Here is a 19,863-nt window from a genome sequence, read left to right as displayed (position 1 = left end):
CCAACCGATTTCTTTTGGAAATGCATAGAGACAGACGAGTTCGGATAGCCGTGTTCTGTCGGGCTGACAGGATTTGAACCTGCGACCACTTGACCCCCAGTCAAGTGCGCTACCAAACTGCGCCACAGCCCGCCGTGCTAAGTGTCGCCGGTTGACCGACGGTAAGGTAGTAGCCTACCCCAGCCGACCCCCAAGCCTGACTACCGCCCACTCGCAACTACGAACCGCCACGCCGCGCACAGACCCGCCGCTGGCCACCGACCGTCACAGTTGAGTCGACCCGGTAGCATTGCGCGTCTTCACCGTCGTAACTAACCCACTCAACGTTGAGTACCAATATTGCTAGGAGCCAATCCGACTGCGGTGCAATTCTTTTAGCTAGACCTCCCGACGGGGTCTCCAACAAGGAGGTCACCTTTTCGACCCAAGCCAATAAGACCGGAACAAGTTAGGCTAAGTCACACCGTGCGGGCCATGCGCGCAATCTCTGGGCCAAGCCGAAACCGACTCCGAGCTGCACCTACGGTCACCAGACCTTCGTCGTCCAGGACGTCGAGAATCCGACTCACCATGAAACGCACCATTCCCAGCCACTCGCCGATCGCAACCTGGTTGAGCTCACCGGGATAAACCTTATAACAACAAAATTTAGGCTGTGCGGGCAATCACCTGGGTACCACAGCAGTGCACGTCATGTTCTTTTGGCATTGACGCTCATTGATGATCTCCCAGTGGATTCAGCAAAGCGTCGGCAAGACGGAGCATATGCAACACCAGCGACACATGTCCCGTGATGATTTGCCAGCTCGCGTCAGGGAAAACTGGCGCATCATCGTGAGTACATTAAGCACATTATAAGCGGTGGCGGCTATTCCTGCGGACACGTGGATCTACGCTTCCACGCCTTCGTGATAGGCCTCCGTCATAGCTTTCACAATCTATTCCGAGTATGCTGGCTTCGCGGACCTGAAGCCGCGCCGTGGAGACATCACAGTAGTCCTGCAGCAGGTGTCGAGGTGTAACCAGCTAGCGGCACTTGGTTCCCCGTTTTTCACGCACTCGCACGTTGATTCGGATCGGACTGCCTTCAAAACCAAACGTTTCACGCAGCCGACGCTCCAGGAAGCGTCGGTAACCGGCTTCCAAGAAACCAGTCGTGAACAGCACGAACGTCGGCGGCCGAGCGGTCACCTGGGTAGCGAATAGGACGCGTGGCTGTTTGCCGCCGCGTACTGGGGGTGGCGTCGCGGACACCACTTCCTTGATCCAGGTATTCAACGGGCTAGTCGCAACCCTGGTGTCCCACGACACCAACGAACTTTCCATCGCCGGCACCAGCTTCTGCACCGACCGGCCCGTCTTGGCGGAGATGTTAACCCGTTGCGCCCAGCACACCTGCACCAGCTCACGATCGATCTCGCGCTCCAGCCAATCGCGTCGGTCTTCATCGACTAAATCCCACTTATTGAAGGCAAGCACCAGTGCGCGTCCGGCATCGATGACCATAGAGAGCACCCGCTGATCTTGTTCCGTCAGCAGCTCCGATGCATCGATCAGCACGATCACCACTTCTGCTGAATTGATGGTCCCATGAGTGCGCACCGAAGCGTAAAACTCGTGCCCGCTTGCCTGACCAACCTTTCGACGCAAGCCCGCGGTATCGACGAACCGCCAGACTTTGCCGCCCATTTCGATAAGCGAGTCCACGGGATCCACCGTCGTCCCTGCAACTTCGTGTACTACCGAACGCTGGTCGCCTGCCAGCTTGTTCAGCAATGAACTCTTACCCACATTGGGCTTGCCGACCAGCGCCACGCACCGAGGACCGCTGCCAAGTGACGTCGATTCAGCCGCGTCGGGCAGTGCGGTCAGGACCTCGTGGAGCAGGTCGGCCACACCGCGACCATGCATCGCACTGATTGCGTGCGGCTTACCGAGACCCAGTGACCACAATGCTGATGCGTCCGATTCGCCCTTTTCGCTGTCCACCTTGTTGACGGCTAGGAAAGCTAGTTTACCCGAGCGAAGCAAGATCCGGGCTGCAGCTTCGTCGGCGTCGGTGGCCCCGACGCCGACATCGACCACAAGGATAACCGCGTCGGCGGTGCGCATGGCTACCGACGCCTGCTCTGCCACCAGCTGTCGCAGGCCTTTGGCGTTAGGTTCCCATCCTCCGGTGTCCTGTATGACAAACTGACGTCCGGTCCACCGCGCTTCATAGGAGACTCGGTCGCGAGTCACGCCAGGAACGTCCTGCACCACGGCAACGCGGCGACCTAAGATTCGGTTGACCAACGTCGACTTACCAACATTGGGCCGGCCCACTACTGCTACCACCGGCCTTAACTCGGCTACGTCCGAACCGTCAAGTCTCCAATCGCTTTCGTCACTCCAGGTGCCATCCCGGCTCACCGTAACGCCTCACTTCGCTGTTTCACCAAGTCCATCAGGTGAAAGGTCACCTCGGCTTCAGTCATCTCGCTGGTGTCGACGATCACCGCGTCTTCAGCCACATGCAACGGCGATACCGCTCGGGTGGAATCGAGATGGTCGCGGCGACGCACGTCGGCCAACACACCGTCATAATCGTCAGCCAAACCTGACGCGACATTCTGGTTGTTGCGACGCCGTGCGCGGATTTCGGCCGATGCCGTCAGGAAGATCTTCACTGGCGCGTCAGGTAATACGACGGTTCCAATGTCTCGACCCTCTACAACGACACTACCTCGCTCTTCGGCAATTTGTTGCTGTAAACCTACAAGCCGAGCACGCACAGCAGGAACCGACGACACAGCCGAAACCGCCTGGGTGACTTCCCTAGCACGGATATCAACTGAAACATCTTCTCCAGCAAGGAAACAGCGATCATGATCGGAGTGGATCTGCACTTTCCAAACACACTCCTCGACCGCTGCAGCATCTGTTGGATCAATTCCGGCACGCAGCACTGCCAATGTCACCATCCGGTACATTGCCCCGGTATCCAGGCAGCGCGCCCCCAGCTCACGCGCCAATCGCCTTGACAAAGAGGACTTTCCGGTCCCTGCCGGGCCATCTATGGCGACAACGATATCAGTCACAGGCCCACCGCTTTATACAGTTGTCCGATCTCGTCGCGGCGCAAAACCCGGAGGCTGCCAGGACGCTGATTTCCCAACGACACCGCACCAATATTGGTGCGGACCAGCGCCTCGACGGGAAAGCCCGCGGCTGCCAGTAGCTGGCGTACCATGCGCTTACGTCCTTCGTGCAACGTCAACCGCACCAACGTCTTACCAGGGATCACATCCACTACCGCGAAATCGTCGACATACGCTAGGCCGTCGTCCAACTCAAGCCCTGCGCGAAGCTTCTCGCCTAACCTACGTGGAACTGACCCTTTCACCGTCGCCAAATACGTCTTGGGCACTTCATAGGACGGATGCATCAACCGATGTGCCAGCTCACCGTCGTTGGCCAGCAAGATCAACCCTTCAGTCTCAGCGTCTAGCCGCCCCACATGAAACAGTTTCCTGTTGCCCCGCACCCGACGCTCGATCAAGTCGCCGACACACGGCCGGCCAAAGTCATCCGACATAGTCGAGTGCATGCCGCGCGGCTTGTTCAGCGCCAGGTACACCAGCGAATTGTCGACTACCACCCTAGCCCCATCGACCCGAACCACCGAGACAGCTGGATCGACTCGGGTACCCAACTCCGTTACCAACTGACCATCTACTTCGACGCGGCCGTCGATTATTAGCTTCTCCGCAGTCCGGCGCGATGCAATTCCGGCCTGAGACAACACCTTTTGCAGGCGGACCGCCCCAGTCCTCCTGTCCTTCCCAGAATCATGGATCGCTGCCATCAATCCTGATCTATGTCGAACGACAGTGGTTGTTCAGGAACTTGGCCGCCTGTGAGTTTGATGAAACGTGGCTCTTTGCACAGGGATTCGCTCAGATCTTCGATGGCGTCGACGTCGGGAAGCAGCGGTGCAATGTCGGGAAGCTCGGTGAGCGAGGTCAACCCCAAGCGCTCCAAAAACAGCTCGGTGGTCGCGAACATCACCGCACCGGAATCGGGATCGGGACCAACCTCGGTGATCAGGCCGCGCACCAACAAGGTGCGCATGACGGCGTCCACATTGACACCGCGAACCGCGCTCACCCGCGCCCGGGTCACAGGTTGACGGTAGGCCACCACGGCCAGCGTTTCGAGTGCAGCGCGGGTCAGCTTGGTTCGCGCGCCGTCCAGCAGCAGTCTCTCGATGTAGGGTGCAAATCGGGCACGGGTGTACAACCTCCAGCCTTCAGCCGAGTGCCGCAGATCGATGCCGCTGTCGCGTTCGGCGAGTTCGTCGGCCATCAACCGCAGCTTCGCCGCGATCCGGCAGACCGGTTCCCCGATGACCGTAGCCAGTGCCTCAGCAGTCACCGGGGTGTCCACCACCAACAACAGCGCCTCCAACACACAGCCGAGCTCGTCGGCGTCTAGCCCCGGCGCCTCAGCGATGTCAAGTATGCCAGAATTCAGGTCGAGACCGAGCACTTCTTGGGTCAAGCGCCGCTCCTCCTCATCGCTGCGCTCTTCATCATCGCCGGTGCGGATCATGATTCTTCCCGCAATTCATACCAAGGCTTCGCTGGTCAGCCGTTCCCCGGTCCACGAAACCTGAAGCACGCCAAGTGGCTCGGACTGCTCGAATGCTACCGCCCGGACCCGATAAAGTTCGAGCAGTGCTAGGAAGCGCCCGACCATCTCGATCGGCTCCTGGCAGCCTACGATCAATTCAGCAAATGAGGCCCATTGGCCGCTGCCCCGCGCTTCGAGCAATGCCAGCAATCGTTTGGCCTGCTCGGGAACCGAGACTTTCAGCTCGTGCAAGTGCCCGGTGGCCACAATCGGCACCACCCGCGGGGTGAACGCAACCGCGGCGATCTCAGCTAAACGTTCTGCGTCGATGCCGATCATAACCTCAGGAAGCAGGTTCCTGAATCGCTCTTCTAGTGAAACCACGCACGGATAACTACGCGGCGCGGTGGCCTCTAGCTCGGCAAAAATCTGCGCAACATGCTTGAACGCGCGGTACTGCAAAAGTCGGGCGAACAGCAGGTCGCGAACTTCCAGCAACGCCAGGTCCTCCTCGTCTTCGACCTGCCCGGCCGGCATTAACCGGGCCGCTTTGAGATCGAGCAGGGTCGCGGCAATCACCAGAAATGCTGTGGTCTCCTCGAGACACAGCTGGGAACCGATCTGTCGAGTATATGCAATGAAGTCGTCGGTTATCTGGTGCAGCGCGACCTCAGTGACATCAAGGCGATGGGCGAAGATAAGCTGCAACAGCAGATCAAACGGCCCCTCGAAGTTGGTGAGCCGAACCTGGAAACCGTTCTGGTATGGAACCTCACCCCCTACGCCGCCATTCACGTGCCGAACCGGTCGATGCACTCGCGGGCCAACGCACGGTAGGCCATGGCGCCGCCCGATTTCGGCGCCCACGTGGTGATAGGCTCACCTGCGACACTGGTCTCGGGAAAACGCACTGTACGGGTGATCACAGTGTCAAAGACCAGGTCGCCAAACCGCTCCACGACGCGTGCCATGACCTCGCGTGCATTGACAGTGCGCGGGTCATATCGAGTGATCAAGATGCCGCTGATTTCCAGCTTCGGGTTGAGCCGATCACGCACCTTGTCGACGGTGTCGGTAAGCAGCGCCAGCCCGCGCAGCGAGAAGAATTCGCACTCCGTCGGGATAATTACGCCCTCCGCGCAGGCCAGCCCGTTAACGGTGAGCAGGCCCAGCGAAGGTTGGCAATCGATCAGCACATAATCGTAACGGTCCAGCACCGGATGCAACGCCCGCGCCAAGGTCTGCTCCCGCCCTACCTCGTTGACCAGCTGGATCTCGGCGGCCGACAGGTCGATATTGCTAGGTATCAAATCCAAGTGTCTGATACGAGTATGGATCAGCACGTCGTCAATCGATACGCGTGGCTCCACCAGCAGGTTGTGGATTGTCCAGTCTAGTTCGTAATGCGGTACGCCAAGGCCCGCCGACAGTGCGCCCTGCGGATCTATGTCCACCAGTAGCACCCGCCGGCCAAATTCGGTGAGAGCGGCACCCAGGTTGATCGTCGATGTGGTTTTCCCGACGCCACCTTTTTGGTTGCACATCGCTACGACCGTGGCCGGACCGTGCGAATTACGCGATCTGGGCTCCGCAATGGCCCGCAGCGGCCGTCCGGTCAGGCCGATCTCTACAACGCTGTCGGGGTGGGTGGTCATTGCCGGTAACGACTCTTCGGGACAGACATCACGGTGGGCATCGCAAAAAGTCTAACGTCTGTACGCACCCGAGCTGGGGGACCTCAGTGGTGTCGGCCGGTGATCGCAATAATGGCCGGGCCTGGCCGACCACGAAAGGCCCCCGCAAGACCAAGCAAAGACTGCACAGGGCGCTGTGCACGGTGCCACCTACTAGCGCCAAACATCACTCTAAATCATCGCCCTTCATCAAGGGTAAGGTGTAGAGTCGATGAACCTCAAGGGACGTCTTGCTCCGTTGCGATGGTCGGTCTTGCGCATGGCTGCCGGAATTCGCAACATCACCACGACGGGCCAGATCGGTGACGGGCGCGAGGCAGCAGCCGTCGACTTCGTGCTGCGCAACGCCCGCGCGGGCGACATCGACGACGTACTCGCCACTATTGACCGGTTCGCCTATGAAAAGTCAATGCTGATCAACGTCGGCGACGAGAAAGGGCTACTGCTCGACGCTGCCGTGCGGCGCGCCAATCCAGCATTGGCGCTGGAATTAGGCACCTACTGCGGTTACGGCGCCCTGCGGATCGCTCGCGCCGCTCCTAACGCCAAAGTATACTCCGTTGAATTGGCCGAAGCCAACGCCGTCAACGCCCGACAGATATGGGCACATGCCGGCGTGGCCGACCAGGTGACGTGCGTGGTCGGCACCATCAGCGATGGAGAATACACCTTGAACACGCTGGCGTCGAAGCATGGATTCACCACTGGCACTCTCGATTTCGTGTTCCTCGACCACGACAAGAAGGCCTACCTGACGGATCTACACAGCATTGTCGACCACGGCTGGCTACATCAAGGCTCGATTGTGGTTGCCGACAACGTCATGGTGCCTGGCGCACCGAAGTACCGCAAATACATGCGCAAGCAGCAAGGCGCGCTGTGGAATACCATCGAGCACAAGACGCACCTCGAGTATCAAATGCTGGTGCCCGATCTGATGCTGGAATCGGAATACCTAGGCTGAAACGCAGAGCTATTTGGCCCTAGGATGCGCTTCGGCCCACACCTCGCGTAACGCGTGGGCAGTAACTAGCGTGTAGATCTGCGTTGTCGTAACTGAGGCATGACCCAGTAACTCCTGCACGACCCGGACGTCGGCACCACCTTCGAGGAGGTGAGTAGCAAAGGAATGCCGCAGCATGTGCGGCGACACACTGGAGGTGATGCCGGCACGTTCGGCGGCATCCTGCAGAAGTTGCCACGCACCCTGACGCGACAACCGGCCCCCGCGTGCATTGAGGAAAATGGCTGGCGTTCCACGCCCGCGGCACGCCAGCTCGGAGCGTCCCCGCACTAGATAGACGTCCAGCGCTTGCACGGCGGGACGCCCCACCGGTACTAACCGCTGTTTACCGCCCTTACCTTGCAACAACACCATCCTGGCCTGGGTGTCGACGTCGTCGACATCGAGCCCGACAGCTTCAGAAATCCTGGACCCGGTAGAATACAACAACTCCAGCAGCGCACGATTGCGCAGTGTCAGTGGTCCGTCGGCCTGGCTGTCGCCACCCGCGCCCTCCAGCAAAGCCAGCACCTCGTCAATCGTTAAACTCTTGGGCAGTCGACGGCCCGGCGTGGGCGGTCGGATGGCTCGCGCAACATCCAGTTCAGCCAGCCCTTCGGCGGCGGCAAACCGATGCAAACCGCGCACTGCGATCAGCGCCCGCGCTGCCGACACAACGGACAACGCCGTCGCACCGGAATCGGGATCCCCGCGGCGCAGTGACACCAGGAACTCGCTAACGTCTTCCTCACCGACTTTGGCCAAGTCGTGAATTCCACGATCCGACAGGTGCTTGAAGTAACGTCGCAGGTCGCGACGATAGGAACTCAGCGTATTGGCCGCGACACCGCGCTCGATGGCCAGGTGGTCCAGGTAGCCCTGTAGCTGCGTCTCAAGCGCGAATGCCGTCACTGGGCGGCTTTCCGGACCGCGAACACCATTGGCCTGTCAATCCCCTGGCTGTCCAGCGGGCACGGTTGCTGCACGAACTCGGTGGTCACCGCATGGGCGACTAAAACCCCGACAATAGCAATGGAGTTTACGACTTCGCCACTAAACACCCGCCGGGCTTCCTCATCGACGGGATGCCAGCGCATAGCCATATCGACCTCTTCATCATACACTTCAGGTCGAGCCACCTCACTTAATCTGGCAGCCAGATAGATCCGCACTGATTCGTCGCTAAAGCCCGGCGCAGTGTTGAGATCGACTCGCACCTGCCAGGTAGTGGCCTGCAGGTCAACCTCTTCCTGAAGTTCGCGGACGGCACTGAAGTGTGGCAGCTCGCCTGCGATGTCGAGCAACCCCGCCGACAGCTCCCACAGTCGCCGACCATATGTATAGTGGTATTGACAGGTTACCTGGATATTGTTGTCGTCCTCCATCGCCACGATGGTGACCACACCGTAGTCCTCAACGAGCTCACGCATCGCGGTGCGACCACCGGGCATCCGTACTTGATCGCGCCGCAGTGCGAAAACATTGCCGCGATGCACCGTTTGTTTCAGACGAGGTCGTCTCGGAAACGTGCTCAGCCACGGGCTGCAGGGTCAGGAAGCGACCGCTCAACGCCATCTCGACGCTGGTTACCGTTGGGCAAATCCTCAGGGACTTCCGGGATCGCAGGGATCTCCACAGGGAGCAACTCCGCCGACTTGTAGCCGATGGCAGCCCCGACGAAAGCGGTGAACAACAAGTGCGGCCGGGTGGGCCGGCTCTTCAGTTCAGGGTGAGCCTGGGTGCCGACAACGAAAGGATGCAGGTCAGCAGGGTATTCAACGAACTCCACCAAATGGCCGTCGGGTGAAGTTCCGGAAATCCGCAGCCCACTTTCAGCAATCCGATCGCGGTAGGCGTTATTGACCTCATAGCGGTGCCGATGTCGCTCGGACACCTGTGTTGTGCCATATGCTAAAGCCACAATCGAATCCGGCTGCAAAACTGCGGGATAAGCCCCCAGCCGCATCGTGCCACCGAGATTTGCTTCGCCGGCCAAGATCTCTTCTTGATCAGCCATCGTTGAGATCACCGGATCTGGTGTGGTCGGTTCAAACTCGGCGGAATTCGCTTGCGCAAGACCGACCGAGCGGACGGCCTCGATCACGATGCATTGCAGGCCCAGGCACAGACCAAGCACCGGAAGCCCCCGCGCTCGGGCGTATCGGATGGCGCCGATTTTGCCTTCGATTCCACGGATACCGAACCCACCGGGGATCAGCACACCATGCACGCCAGCCAGCGCCGCTGCGGCGCCAGTGGCCGTCTCGCAGTCGTCGGAAGCCACCCACACTATTTCAACCTTGGCGTGGTGTTTGAACCCGCCAGCGCGCAGCGCTTCGGTGACCGACAAATAGGCGTCAGAAAGGTCCACATACTTGCCTACCAGGGCAATTTGCACAGTCTCGTGCGGCTCGTGAACACGGCGCAGCAAGTCGTCCCATTCGGTCCAGTCCACGTCACGGGACGGCAAGCTGAGCCGGCGCACCACAAAAGCGTCGAGTTTCTCGCGGTGTAACACCTTGGGTATGTCATAGATCGACGGTGCGTCCGGGGTGGAGATGACTCCATCGATATCAACATCGCACATCAGCCCGATCTTGCTCTTCAGCGCTTCGGGAACATCTCGGTCGCAACGCAAGATTAGCGCATCCGGGGTAATACCTATGCTGCGCAGTGCAGCCACCGAGTGCTGAGTGGGCTTGGTTTTGAGTTCGCCCGAAGGGGCCAGATAAGGCACCAACGACACGTGTAGAAAGAAGACGTTCTCCCGACCAAGATCGTGGCGGACCTGCCGCGCCGCCTCTAAAAAGGGCTGCGACTCGATATCACCCACGGTGCCGCCGATTTCGGTGATGACGACATCTGGGCGATTGCCGCCGGCGTCGGGCTGAGCCATCGCCATGATACGCTGCTTGATCTCGTCGGTGATGTGCGGAATCACCTGAACAGTGTCACCGAGGTATTCGCCACGTCGTTCTTTGGCGATCACTGTCGAATACACTTGCCCGGTAGTGACATTCGCTGAGCCGGACAGATCGCGATCCAGGAACCGCTCGTAGTGGCCGACGTCGAGGTCGGTCTCGGCGCCATCCTCAGTTACGAAGACCTCCCCGTGCTGGAACGGGTTCATGGTACCCGGGTCAACATTGAGGTACGGGTCAAGTTTCTGCATTGTCACGTGCAACCCGCGGGCAGTCAGCAATTGCCCGAGGCTGCTCGCTGTGAGTCCTTTACCTAGCGAGGAAGCGACACCACCACTGACAAAAAGGTGCTTGGTAGAAGATTGCGGGTACTTACGCAATAAGGCGACCTCCGTGAATACGGGCAGCGCATGTTTTTCCAGGACATTTGCCGAGATGCTTCTGGCCGTTGCCAGCTGGGCCTGCCAACCCACGGAAACTCACCCTAACACCCAACACGCTGCGGCGTGGCAAACACACCTTACACCGGAAGCTACTGCGATATGATCGCTACTAGGTTCCGAACTTACTGGGGCACGGTGATCGAAGTAGCCCCATGGCCAGTGCCGTACTGTCCAGCATGACCGACGCTGAGCAGATCGTGCAGGCCCAGGATCGCGGTGATCCGTCCAGACTCGGCATCAACGTTATCGACGGTGCTGATTGCGGCGGCCATGTCGGCATCGGCACGAGCCACCGCCACGGCGGCGGCTCCCGTCGCCGAACCGTCCCGGCCGGCAAGCAGGGTGCCAGAGCCGTGCGGAGCGAGCGCGACGGCGAACCGGGCCACACTAACCCCTTGATTGCCGGCATCTTGGGGTAGTGAACCGCCGGTAATGACCAGCGCGGCGTTCGCCGCCCCCAGGTGATCATTGGGCTGGTAGGTCTGATAGGTGATGAAGCCGGTGTCGCGCAGTGCCGCCAGGACGATACCGCGCTGAGCGTCTCCGACGTCGGGGACAGCCGGGTTGGCGTTGATCAGCAATGCGATCCCCAGCAGATCGCCGGCTTGAGAACCTTGATCAACGAACTTGGTGCTCAACTGCGCACCGACGGGCAGGATGGACGAGTTAACCACGGTGCGTAGTTTTTCTGCAGAGTTGGCATCGACAAATTCCTGCGTCAGCGACACCGTTCCGGTAGCCGTACCTCCAGCCTGAGCCACAATTTTCGATACCGCCGTGACATCGTCATCTCTTGCATCCGGGGTACGGAAGACCACCACCGACTTGCCCCCCAGTGCGTCGTGCACGATCCGGCCTAGCAGCTGATTATCGAAATTATTTGCTGCACTAAGCTTCTCGTTTAGCACGTTCTTCTGGTCGTTGAGCCCGCTGATCTGCTTGTATAGGTCCCGTTTCTCGTCACGCAGGCTGGACAGCAAGGTGTCCGACAAAAAGCCGGAACCCAGCACAACTCCCACGGCTAGCGCCAGGAAGACTGCAGCCAACGAGAACGCATGTTGGCGCAACGAGATCATGAGTGCATGTTCCTCGGAAAATCAGGCGACCAGGTGCTGTATCCAGAGGGAAAAGCTGTTCCAGTAGTCGATAACCCAGTGCAACACCACACCGTCGGCGCGTGATACCCACAGCGCGACGATAACCACGATCAGCATGGTCAGCGCCAACAGTGCAATGGCGCCAGCGGAAATGTGATTGCGGTAGAGGGTGGCGACAGCTTTGGCATCCACCAGCTTCTCCCCAACCCGAAGCCTGGTCAGAAAGGTTGACGGGTTGCTTTGTGTACGCGTGCGGTCAAAGAATGTCTCAATATTGGCGGTGTGGCCGGCCGTGACGAGCAACGCTGCGCCATGATGATCGGCCAGCAGCAGTGCCAAATCGGTGGCCGAGCCTGCGGCTGGAAATGTCATCGCCCCGACCCCTAGATCCTGGATCCGTTCCAGGCCAGGCGCATGGCCGTCAGCGTCAGCGGGCAACACCACATGAGCACCACACTTGAGTGTATCGGTACTGATCTGTTCGGGGTCGCCGACAATAAGTTGGGGACGATAGCCGGCCTTGCGCAATACATCCGCGCCGCCGCTGACACCAACAAGCACCGGCTGATACTCCTTGATGAATGGCTTGAGAGACTTCAGATCATCAGCTGCGCTAGGCTCGTCAGCGACGACTACCACATGCCTACGCCGTAGATCGACGTCGACGTCGGGGATACCGATCCCGTCGATCAACAACGGACTTTCGCTTTTGATAAATTCAATGGTGTTACCGGCGAAAGCTTCCAGGTGGGCGGCTAGCCCGCTTTTGGCCTCCCGCATGAGATCGGCAATGTCATGCTCGGTGCGCTCGGTGCCGCGGATCAGGCGGCGGTCGCCGGAGTATACACCGCCTTCGTGGAGGCGAATCTTAGCACCGTCCTTGATTTTTTTGAAGACTTCGGGTCCGGTTTCATCAATCAGCGTTACCCCGTTATTGACCAAAACCTCCGGACCGAGGTTCGGGTAACGCCCCGAGACCGACGGCGATGCGTTAACGACAGCAGCGATGTCAGCCTCCACCAGTGCATCAGCCGTGACCCGGTCCAGATCGAGGACATCGAGGACCACGATGTCACCCGGGCAAACCCTACGGAGTAATCGGTCAATATTCCGGTCGACTCGGGCGATGCCGACTAGTCCCGGCCGGTAGGTATTGCGGGAAAGCAACGCTGACATCCTCATAGCCGTGATTCTGTCGGTCAAGTGCGACTGGGCCGGGGAGGCACGCCGTAACACTAGCCCCAGAAGTTTCTGCAGTCACAGACATCGCAGACTGATAGCGATGTGATCGCAAGAACGTCCGCAGATATACACACTTTGTGGTGTACGTATTCAGCTGTACTTGACCGGTCGCTCGCGGCGCAGCAGCACTAGATCTCATCGTTCTGCGCGGTTTCGAGCAGTTCACGGGCGTGCGCGCGACCACTATCGGACTCACCGAGCCCTGCCAGCATCCGCGCCAACTCAGCTACCCTGTCGTCGTCGGCCAGGCGGCGCACTCCGCTGGCGCCGTCGGGCCCGGCACTGTGCACCACCAGATGCACATCGGCGTAGGCGGCGACCTGTGGCAAATGCGTCACCACAATGACCTGGTGGGTGCGGGCCAACCGCGCCAGCCGACGTCCGATCTGCACCGCGGCCCAGCCACCTACGCCGGCGTCGACCTCATCAAACACCATCGTGGTGCCCACCGCCGAAGCAGCTAACACTATCTCTAGAGCAAGCATCACCCGAGATAACTCGCCTCCAGAAGCGCTCTTCGCCAGTGGCAGCACCGTCATACCGCGGTGCGCAGCAAACCCAAACTCGATTTGGTCGACCCCATCGGCGCTAATTCGGGCCACTTCGCCCGAAGGCAGTGTGACGGCGGCAGAAGAATCCATGACAACGGCAGAATCATTGTGATCAGCAGGCGGTATAAGATCAGGAGTCACGCTAACGGTGAATTCCGCGTCGGCCATTGCCAAGGCAGACAACTCCGCGGTCACCTCTTTGGCGAGTCGATTGGCCGCCTTGCGTCGAACCTTGCTAAGATCAACTGCGGCTTGCGATAATTGGCGTGCCAATTCATCGACACGAGATTGAACACTTGTCAACCCGTCGGAAGAGACGTCAAGTTGCAACAGGCGTTCGCGTGATTCGCTTGCCCACTGCAACACGCCATTGATATCCGCAGCGTATTTGCGAGTCAGTGTGCGCAGTTGGGCTTGACGTACAAGCTTGGACTCTAGCGCACTAGCATCAAGGGGCAGCTCCTCCAAATAGTCACCTAACTCACGACCCGCGTCAACAACCACCGTGAGAGCCTCACCAATTTGGTCAGCGAACATTCGCAGTGTTGCGTCAGCGGTCGATTCCAACACAGCTTTCGCCTGTCCCAGACGTTCGACAGCATTCGCGCCTAATACGTCCGCATCGTCAAGCGCCCCGGACAGCGCTGTGCGCGCATTAACCGCGGCTTCGCGCAGCGTGTCCAGTTCGGAGAGCCGAACGATGTCGGCGACCAACTCGTTGTCCTCGCCCGACTGCGGGGCAATGCTATCGATCTCGCTCAACGCGCATTTCAGCCGATCCGCCTCTTGGGCAAGTTCCCGTGCCCGGTTACGACGGTCGATCAAGTCACGCCGCGCCGACAACCAGGCATCGCGGAGTTGGCGGTAGCGCTCGCAGGTAGGCCCAGCGGCCGCATAACGGTCTAGTGCGGCGCGTTGCTCCTCGGACCGCATCAACCGCAGCTGATCGTTCTGCCCATGCAAGGCAAGCAGTTCGGTGGTGAAACCGCTCAACGACTTGGCCGGCACGCTGCGACCACCGAGATAGGAGCGAGAAGGTCCGTCGCGGCTGACTGAGCGCAACGCAATCACGCTGCCATCCTCGTCGCGCTCTGCTCCGGACGCGTCAAGCAGCCTGTCAAGCCGCGTAATCACCGTGTCGTCGAGATCGGTCGTCGTGAACCGACCTTCGACAACCGCACGGTCAGCTCCTGATCGGACGCGGCTTGCATCGGCACGAGCCCCACCGAGCAGGTGCAGCCCCGTCACCATCATGGTCTTGCCGGCACCGGTCTCGCCGGTCAGCACAGTCAGGCCTCGACCAAACTCAGCGGTCGCAACGCTCATAGTGCCCAACGACTCGATTCGTATTTCCGTCAGCATTCAGTGCGCACCAGGCAGTGTCATCACTTCCCGCGCCAACCGGTCACTGGCAACCGGAATTTCCGCACCAAGCGATCGGTGAACGGCGCGCTATCCAGACGTGCCCACTTCACTGGTGTGGCACAACGAGTCACCTCGAGCCGTCCGCCGGCCGGTATCAGCATTTCACGGCGTCCGTCGCAGAACACCAGCGCGTCGTTGCCACTCGCCTCTATCTCGATTGCCACAGTGGCGTCGGGGCTGGTGACCATTGGCCGACTGAACAGCGCGTGAGCATTGTTGGGTACCACCAGGATCGCTTCGAGGTCCGGCCACAGCACCGGACCGCCCGCGGAGAACGCATAGGCGGTGGATCCCGTGGGCGTTGATACCAACACCCCGTCGCAGCCGAACGTCGACACCGGACGCCCTTCGATTTCGACGACCACCCCGAGCACGCCCAGCCGCGGTCCCTTTTCCAGACTGGCTTCGTTGAGCGCCCACCCCTGATCGATGATGCGCCCGCCTTGGCTCACCACGATGTCGAGCGTCAAGCGCTCCTCCACTCGGTAATCCCGTGCGATGACGTGCTCCAGCACAACGTCGATCGCCTCCGCTTCGGCCTCCGCCAGAAAGCCGATCCGGCCCAGGTTGACACCCAACGCCGGGATACTGGCGGTGCGAGCTAGCTCAGCCGCCCGCAAAAAGGTGCCATCACCGCCGAGAACCAGCACCAGTTCGCATCCCTGGGCAGCGTGCGGGTCAGCGTCGACCACCTCGATGTCGACACCCACTGCCCGCATATCGTCGGGAGCAAGATGCAGCGATCCCCTATCGACCGCCTCAGCGGATAGCACTCGAAGGGCAATTCCATTGTCGCCCAAAACTTTCTCTACACACCGAGCCGTCTTGGTCGCTTCGTCACGTCCGGTGTGCACAATCAACAGCACGGTCCGTTGCACCCTTTTTTGAGGAGTCACTGCGGACCTTTCGCGATAGCCCGGTGCACGGCTGCCTCCAGTCCATCAGCCGTGAGCCCCCGATCAGTCTGAGTGCGCAACCGCAGGAAGTATTCGACATTGCCCGACAGACCCGGTAACAGGCTGGCAGTCACATCTATAGTGCGCCATCCGAGATCTGTCGCGTAGCGCGCGATGGCCAACACCGAATCTGCCCGTAACCGCAGGTCGCGAACCACCCCACCGGGACCAACCTGGCCCTTGCCCACCTCAAACTGCGGCTTCACCATGGAAACGATATCCGCGCTCGGTAATGCGCATCCAGCCAGCGCCGGCAACACGATAGTTAAGGAGATGAATGACAGGTCAGCCACCACCAAATCAACCGGCCCACCGATCAGCTTGGGTGACAGGTCACGAGCGTTAGTCCGTTCGACGACGATCACGCGCGGATCGCAGCGCACCGACCAGGCCAGCTGGCCATACCCCACATCCACGGCTATCACCTCGGTGGCCCCGCGATCCAGCAGTACTTCAGTGAATCCGCCCGTGGACGCACCAGCATCAAGGCAGCGGCGCCCTACGACCGAGATCCCGAAGGTGTCGAGCGCACCCATGAGTTTGTGCGCTCCGCGCGACACCCAACTGCGTGCACCGTCGTCAGCGACGGTCAGCGTCGCGGTAACAGCGACGGCAGTGCCCGGCTTGACCGCCGGCAGACCGTCAATGCTCACCTTGCCAGCACTGACCAGTTCCGCAGCTTGCTCACGGGATCGCGCAAGACCACGCCGGACCAGCTCAACGTCAACGCGGGCACGCCGGATCACGATGCACTCAGCCCTTCTCCACCGACTCTAAGGCCTGCAGCAGCAAGTCATGCGCCTCAGAAAAACGGAGCGCTATCTCTCCGAGATGAGCAAGAAACGAGCCGCCTGTTAAGTCTTCCAAGCCGGCAGAGTCAGGCAGCTGGGTAAGCATAGCATCGATTTTGGCGCGAATCTGATCAGGGTCGATAGTCATTGCGTTCCTACGCTAGCTCGACGGTGATGATCCGTTGCGCTCGGCTGCGCCGCGCTTACGATCACCACACGTCGTAGGCGAATCGTATTGTACCAGGCACCAGCGTTGCAGCGCTTCGCGGGCCCAAGCGTCGCCGGCCTCGATGCACAACGGCCGTCCCTGCAATTGCGCATCCCATACCGCGCTGGCGGTAGCGCGAACTATGGAGAGCCCGTCGACATCCCAGCCGTCATCATTGCGGCTGACTGTTACTGACCTATCGCCAATGCTTACGCGCCAGGCCGGTTGCGGCCCCACCGCAAGCAATTCTCGAACCTGGTGCAGCGAGCGCAAGTCGTGGCCTATGTAGGTGGGCCTATGAGCAGGCTCAGCATACACTACGTCCCGCGCGGTGCTGACCCCGGTGAGCACCATCAGGCTGGGTAACCCCGCGGCGTTAGCACCCTCTATGTCGGTGTCCAACCTATCGCCGATTACCAACGGCGCGCGGAAATTACCTCGGGCCACCGCGTCTGTCAGCAGTCTGGGCGCTGGTTTGCCCGCTACCCGGGGCTCCACACCAGTGGCCGTTCTCAGGGCGGCCGCCATGGAGCCGTTACCGGGCAACAGACCTCGCTCGGTAGGCAGAGTAGGATCGATGTTGGCCGCCACCCATCGGGCGCCGGCCCGGATCGCTAACGCAGCCTCAGCAAGATCGGACCAACCGGTGGTAGGCGAATGTCCCTGGACAACGGCAACGGGCTTGTCCTCCCACCGTCGGACGGCACGCAGTCCGACGGTGACAATTTCGTTTGCCAGCGACTCGGTGCCCACAATCAACACCGGCGAACCCGGCGATAATTCTTCGGCGAGCAGGTGAGCCGCGCTCTGGGCACTGGTCACCACGTCGTTGCCGGTGGCGGTGAAGCCGAGTTCGCGCAACTGCGCCGCGACCTCATCAGCACTGCGGGACGCATTGTTGGTGACGAACAACGTGGGGCTCGCCACTTCATCCAACGACTGCACCGCACCGTCAGTGGGCTGACTGCCATGAAACACGGTGCCGTCCAGATCTATAAGCAAGCAGTCATGTTCCTGCGCAATACTTTTCATTCCCATAAGCTCGTTCCCCATCCTAGCTCGCTAATCTGATCTTCGGCGTCGGTAACGCCGTCGACATCCGCGATGGCGGACCGCAGGAACCAATGCATCGCTTCGTCACCGCGGCAGAGCGCTAGCAGCGTGTCGACGTAGGCGTAAAACAACCGCGCAGCCGTGATGCCGACGCGGCCCAGATCCAGCTGCGATGTCGACAACACCGTCAACGCGTACTCGAGCTGCCCGAGGTCAGCTCGCACACCGGCAACGACGATGCATAACTCGTCAGTGTCATCGTCGCTGATCTGGGCAGCTTCGGATTCCACGCTAACTCGATCGCCCACTGCGGACAGTCAAGTCCAAGTTCGCAATCGCCGATCAACGCAAGCAAAGCAAATTGGCTGCCCATTTTGAGGGCAGCGCACAATTCAGTCAATGCATGGACCCAATCGGCACACCGGTAGGCGGCGATTCCCACGGCCTCGCGAATCGCGACGATCCTGCTGACGCAGGCCCAGGTCGCGTGAGCGTAGCTTAACGCGGCTTCCGGGTCGTCGTCGATCAGCTCACCGACAGCGACCAAGCGGCGGACCAAAATGCTCAGTTCGCGACGAATCTCGGGCGCCAGTTGCCTAGCGTCCATACCAGGCGGTAACATGAAAGCGCCCTCGGATACACGTTCCCCGCCGGGGGCGGTGCTTTGCGGTTGGGCTGGACGTGTACAGCTCGGGCCTGACCAGAGAATCTGGCGCTCGCCGGGTGACCTGCCCCACTGCTCGCCGCCAGACTCCGAGCGCCGTCGTCGCGCACCACTGCGACCATACCTGTCGTCGACCACTCGTGTCGTTCACCTCAATCGCTGGTGGTACTTTGCCCTAGAGGTTACAGGCACGCACGAGAGCCTCACAATTTCACGGAGTTTACCACAACTGTGCACATGTATTGGGCCAGATTTGCCGCTGAGCATCAGCAGTCCCAATGTGTTTAGCCTGATTTCGCTGGAATTAATTGCATTCGTAAGAGCCGTGAAGAGTGCATCGCCCATCATGTCCACGTGTATTTGGTATCGCTAAGCTGGCAGCCATCGCTGTCACACCTGTGAACACCGTGAACACCGCCACGAAACAAGTGGACATCGCCGGTGTGCCTACGCGAAAGATTCATTTGTAACCGATTGATTTCGCTACTATTTCTGATTTTTCAGCAGCTAGTGGAAACGGTTCGGCGGTTTTTTGGTTTGTTCGGGAGTTGGGGTGTTAGGTGATTGGTGTGGCGACTGGGGTGATGGGGTCGTGTTGTTGAGCTAAGACGGGGTCCAGTAGGCAGATGGTGCGGGTTCTTACGCCATGTGGACCTATTTACTGGGGAGTTGTGTGGCTGATCTTATGTCGTTTCCTGCTGCTGTCTATACGATCGTGCGTAGGTTGGAGTTGGGGGACGATTACCGGCGCGACTATTGATGGCGATGTCATGGTGTTGTTTTGTGGCCTTCTCGATGGTGGCCAGCGTTGTTGTCTGGGTTGTGGTGGTGAGGAGAGGGGATTTACCGCGATAGCGTTGTGCGTAAGGTGACTGATGTGCCCGTTGTCGGGTATCCGTTGCGGGTGTGGGTATCTCGCGGTACTGCTGCCTAGTTAGTGACTGTGATCGGGAAGTGTTTATCCACAACATCTCCTGGCTCGTCGGATCGGGCTGGTTAACTACGCTGTGGTGTGTGCGCTGCATTTTGCGGCCACTCATGATCAACCGCACCCCCAACAGGCCCACCAAAGCTATCAACGGCTTCCTAGGAGCCCTATGTCGAAACGTCCTCGAATTCCCCAACCTCGCCTACTACTGAATCCTATCCCTACCACACTGCGGCAACCTCACCCAACAAATCGACGCACTCTAAACCGGAA

At 59.9% G+C, this 19,863-nt stretch carries 15 protein-coding genes, 1 tRNA gene and 3 pseudogenes; 1 reads left to right on the top strand and 18 read right to left on the bottom strand.

What is annotated here, in order from left to right:
- Positions 1-58: 58 nt before the first annotated feature.
- The 7 genes and pseudogenes from MUBE_RS14045 to MUBE_RS14015 form a co-directional block, all read right to left on the bottom strand.
- A tRNA-Pro gene (locus MUBE_RS14045) sits at positions 59-132 on the bottom strand.
- Positions 133-1,026: 894 nt separating this feature from the next.
- The gene (der, locus tag MUBE_RS14040; RefSeq protein ID WP_116541005.1) at positions 1,027-2,412 is read right to left on the bottom strand and encodes a ribosome biogenesis GTPase Der; all 1,386 of its coding nucleotides are present in this window, start codon (positions 2,410-2,412) and stop codon (positions 1,027-1,029) included.
- Positions 2,409-3,080, bottom strand: a complete 672-nt coding sequence (gene cmk, locus MUBE_RS14035; protein ID WP_116541004.1) for a (d)CMP kinase — start codon at positions 3,078-3,080, stop codon at positions 2,409-2,411. Before cmk ends, der begins: the two co-directional genes overlap by 4 nt.
- Entirely contained in the window at positions 3,077-3,847 is a 771-nt protein-coding gene (locus tag MUBE_RS14030) for a pseudouridine synthase (RefSeq protein WP_116541003.1), read from the bottom strand. The genes cmk and MUBE_RS14030 overlap by 4 nt, the downstream gene beginning before the upstream one ends.
- The gene (scpB, locus tag MUBE_RS14025; protein ID WP_116541007.1) at positions 3,847-4,542 is read right to left on the bottom strand and encodes an SMC-Scp complex subunit ScpB; all 696 of its coding nucleotides are present in this window, start codon (positions 4,540-4,542) and stop codon (positions 3,847-3,849) included. Before scpB ends, MUBE_RS14030 begins: the two co-directional genes overlap by 1 nt.
- Positions 4,540-5,430: pseudogene (locus MUBE_RS14020) on the bottom strand (segregation/condensation protein A); the annotation flags it as partial. The pseudogene MUBE_RS14020 and the gene scpB, both read right to left, overlap by 3 nt.
- The gene (locus tag MUBE_RS14015) at positions 5,406-6,269 is read right to left on the bottom strand and encodes a ParA family protein (RefSeq protein WP_116541001.1); all 864 of its coding nucleotides are present in this window, start codon (positions 6,267-6,269) and stop codon (positions 5,406-5,408) included. The pseudogene MUBE_RS14020 and the gene MUBE_RS14015, both read right to left, overlap by 25 nt.
- 250 nt (positions 6,270-6,519) lie before the next feature.
- Between MUBE_RS14015 and MUBE_RS14010 the strand changes: the two genes are divergently transcribed.
- Positions 6,520-7,272 (top strand): O-methyltransferase, encoded by a 753-nt coding sequence (locus tag MUBE_RS14010; RefSeq protein WP_116541000.1) that lies wholly within the window; start codon positions 6,520-6,522, stop codon positions 7,270-7,272.
- Between the two features lie 9 nt (positions 7,273-7,281).
- Here the strand turns inward: MUBE_RS14010 and xerD are convergent, their stop codons facing one another.
- The 11 genes and pseudogenes from xerD to MUBE_RS13955 form a co-directional block, all read right to left on the bottom strand.
- Positions 7,282-8,223 carry a site-specific tyrosine recombinase XerD gene (gene xerD, locus MUBE_RS14005; RefSeq protein ID WP_116540999.1) on the bottom strand — a complete coding sequence of 314 codons (942 nt, stop codon included), beginning with the start codon at positions 8,221-8,223 and terminating at the stop codon, positions 7,282-7,284.
- Positions 8,220-8,850, bottom strand: a pseudogene (locus MUBE_RS14000) (NUDIX domain-containing protein). The gene xerD and the pseudogene MUBE_RS14000 overlap by 4 nt, the downstream one beginning before the upstream one ends.
- Positions 8,843-10,612 (bottom strand): CTP synthase, encoded by a 1,770-nt coding sequence (locus MUBE_RS13995; RefSeq protein ID WP_116541006.1) that lies wholly within the window; start codon positions 10,610-10,612, stop codon positions 8,843-8,845. Before MUBE_RS13995 ends, MUBE_RS14000 begins: the two are co-directional and overlap by 8 nt.
- Before the next feature lie 185 nt (positions 10,613-10,797).
- Positions 10,798-11,751: a copper transporter gene (locus tag MUBE_RS13990; protein WP_116540998.1), complete on the bottom strand. Its 954-nt coding sequence runs from the start codon at positions 11,749-11,751 to the stop codon at positions 10,798-10,800.
- Positions 11,752-11,772: 21 nt separating this feature from the next.
- On the bottom strand, positions 11,773-12,954 hold the full coding sequence (gene steA / locus MUBE_RS13985; RefSeq protein WP_116540997.1) for a putative cytokinetic ring protein SteA: 1,182 nt from the start codon (positions 12,952-12,954) through the stop codon (positions 11,773-11,775).
- Positions 12,955-13,142: 188 nt separating this feature from the next.
- Positions 13,143-14,927: a DNA repair protein RecN gene (gene recN / locus MUBE_RS13980; RefSeq protein WP_116540996.1), complete on the bottom strand. Its 1,785-nt coding sequence runs from the start codon at positions 14,925-14,927 to the stop codon at positions 13,143-13,145.
- A gap of 23 nt (positions 14,928-14,950) precedes the next feature.
- The gene (locus MUBE_RS13975) at positions 14,951-15,886 is read right to left on the bottom strand and encodes an NAD kinase (protein ID WP_116540995.1); all 936 of its coding nucleotides are present in this window, start codon (positions 15,884-15,886) and stop codon (positions 14,951-14,953) included.
- A complete protein-coding gene (locus tag MUBE_RS13970) occupies positions 15,883-16,692 on the bottom strand; it encodes a TlyA family RNA methyltransferase (protein ID WP_116540994.1) in 810 nt (269 codons plus the stop codon). Before MUBE_RS13970 ends, MUBE_RS13975 begins: the two co-directional genes overlap by 4 nt.
- Before the next feature lie 7 nt (positions 16,693-16,699).
- Positions 16,700-16,885: a hypothetical protein gene (locus tag MUBE_RS13965; protein WP_116540993.1), complete on the bottom strand. Its 186-nt coding sequence runs from the start codon at positions 16,883-16,885 to the stop codon at positions 16,700-16,702.
- Positions 16,886-16,897: 12 nt separating this feature from the next.
- Entirely contained in the window at positions 16,898-17,977 is a 1,080-nt protein-coding gene (locus MUBE_RS13960) for an HAD-IIA family hydrolase (RefSeq protein WP_116540992.1), read from the bottom strand.
- Positions 17,974-18,800, bottom strand: a pseudogene (locus MUBE_RS13955) (tetratricopeptide repeat protein). Before MUBE_RS13955 ends, MUBE_RS13960 begins: the two are co-directional and overlap by 4 nt.
- Between the last annotated feature and the right edge of the window lie 1,063 nt (positions 18,801-19,863).

It is taken from the genome of Mycobacterium uberis (genome assembly GCF_003408705.1).
GTDB classification, from domain to species: Bacteria; Actinomycetota; Actinomycetes; order Mycobacteriales; family Mycobacteriaceae; genus Mycobacterium; species Mycobacterium uberis.
The sequence above is the reverse complement of the archived record's forward strand: the minus strand, read 5'-3'. Positions and strand labels throughout refer to the sequence as shown.

Coding starts and splice junctions, on each gene's coding strand:
- MUBE_RS14010 (WP_116541000.1), top strand. CDS start 6,520: ATGAACCTCAAGGGACGTCTTGCTCCGTTGCGATGGTCGGTCTTGCGC.
- MUBE_RS14015 (WP_116541001.1), bottom strand. CDS start 6,269: ATGACCACCCACCCCGACAGCGTTGTAGAGATCGGCCTGACCGGACGG.
- MUBE_RS14030 (WP_116541003.1), bottom strand. CDS start 3,847: ATGGCAGCGATCCATGATTCTGGGAAGGACAGGAGGACTGGGGCGGTC.
- MUBE_RS13965 (WP_116540993.1), bottom strand. CDS start 16,885: ATGACTATCGACCCTGATCAGATTCGCGCCAAAATCGATGCTATGCTT.
- recN (WP_116540996.1), bottom strand. CDS start 14,927: ATGCTGACGGAAATACGAATCGAGTCGTTGGGCACTATGAGCGTTGCG.
- MUBE_RS13990 (WP_116540998.1), bottom strand. CDS start 11,751: ATGATCTCGTTGCGCCAACATGCGTTCTCGTTGGCTGCAGTCTTCCTG.
- MUBE_RS13960 (WP_116540992.1), bottom strand. CDS start 17,977: ATGAAAAGTATTGCGCAGGAACATGACTGCTTGCTTATAGATCTGGAC.
- steA (WP_116540997.1), bottom strand. CDS start 12,954: ATGAGGATGTCAGCGTTGCTTTCCCGCAATACCTACCGGCCGGGACTA.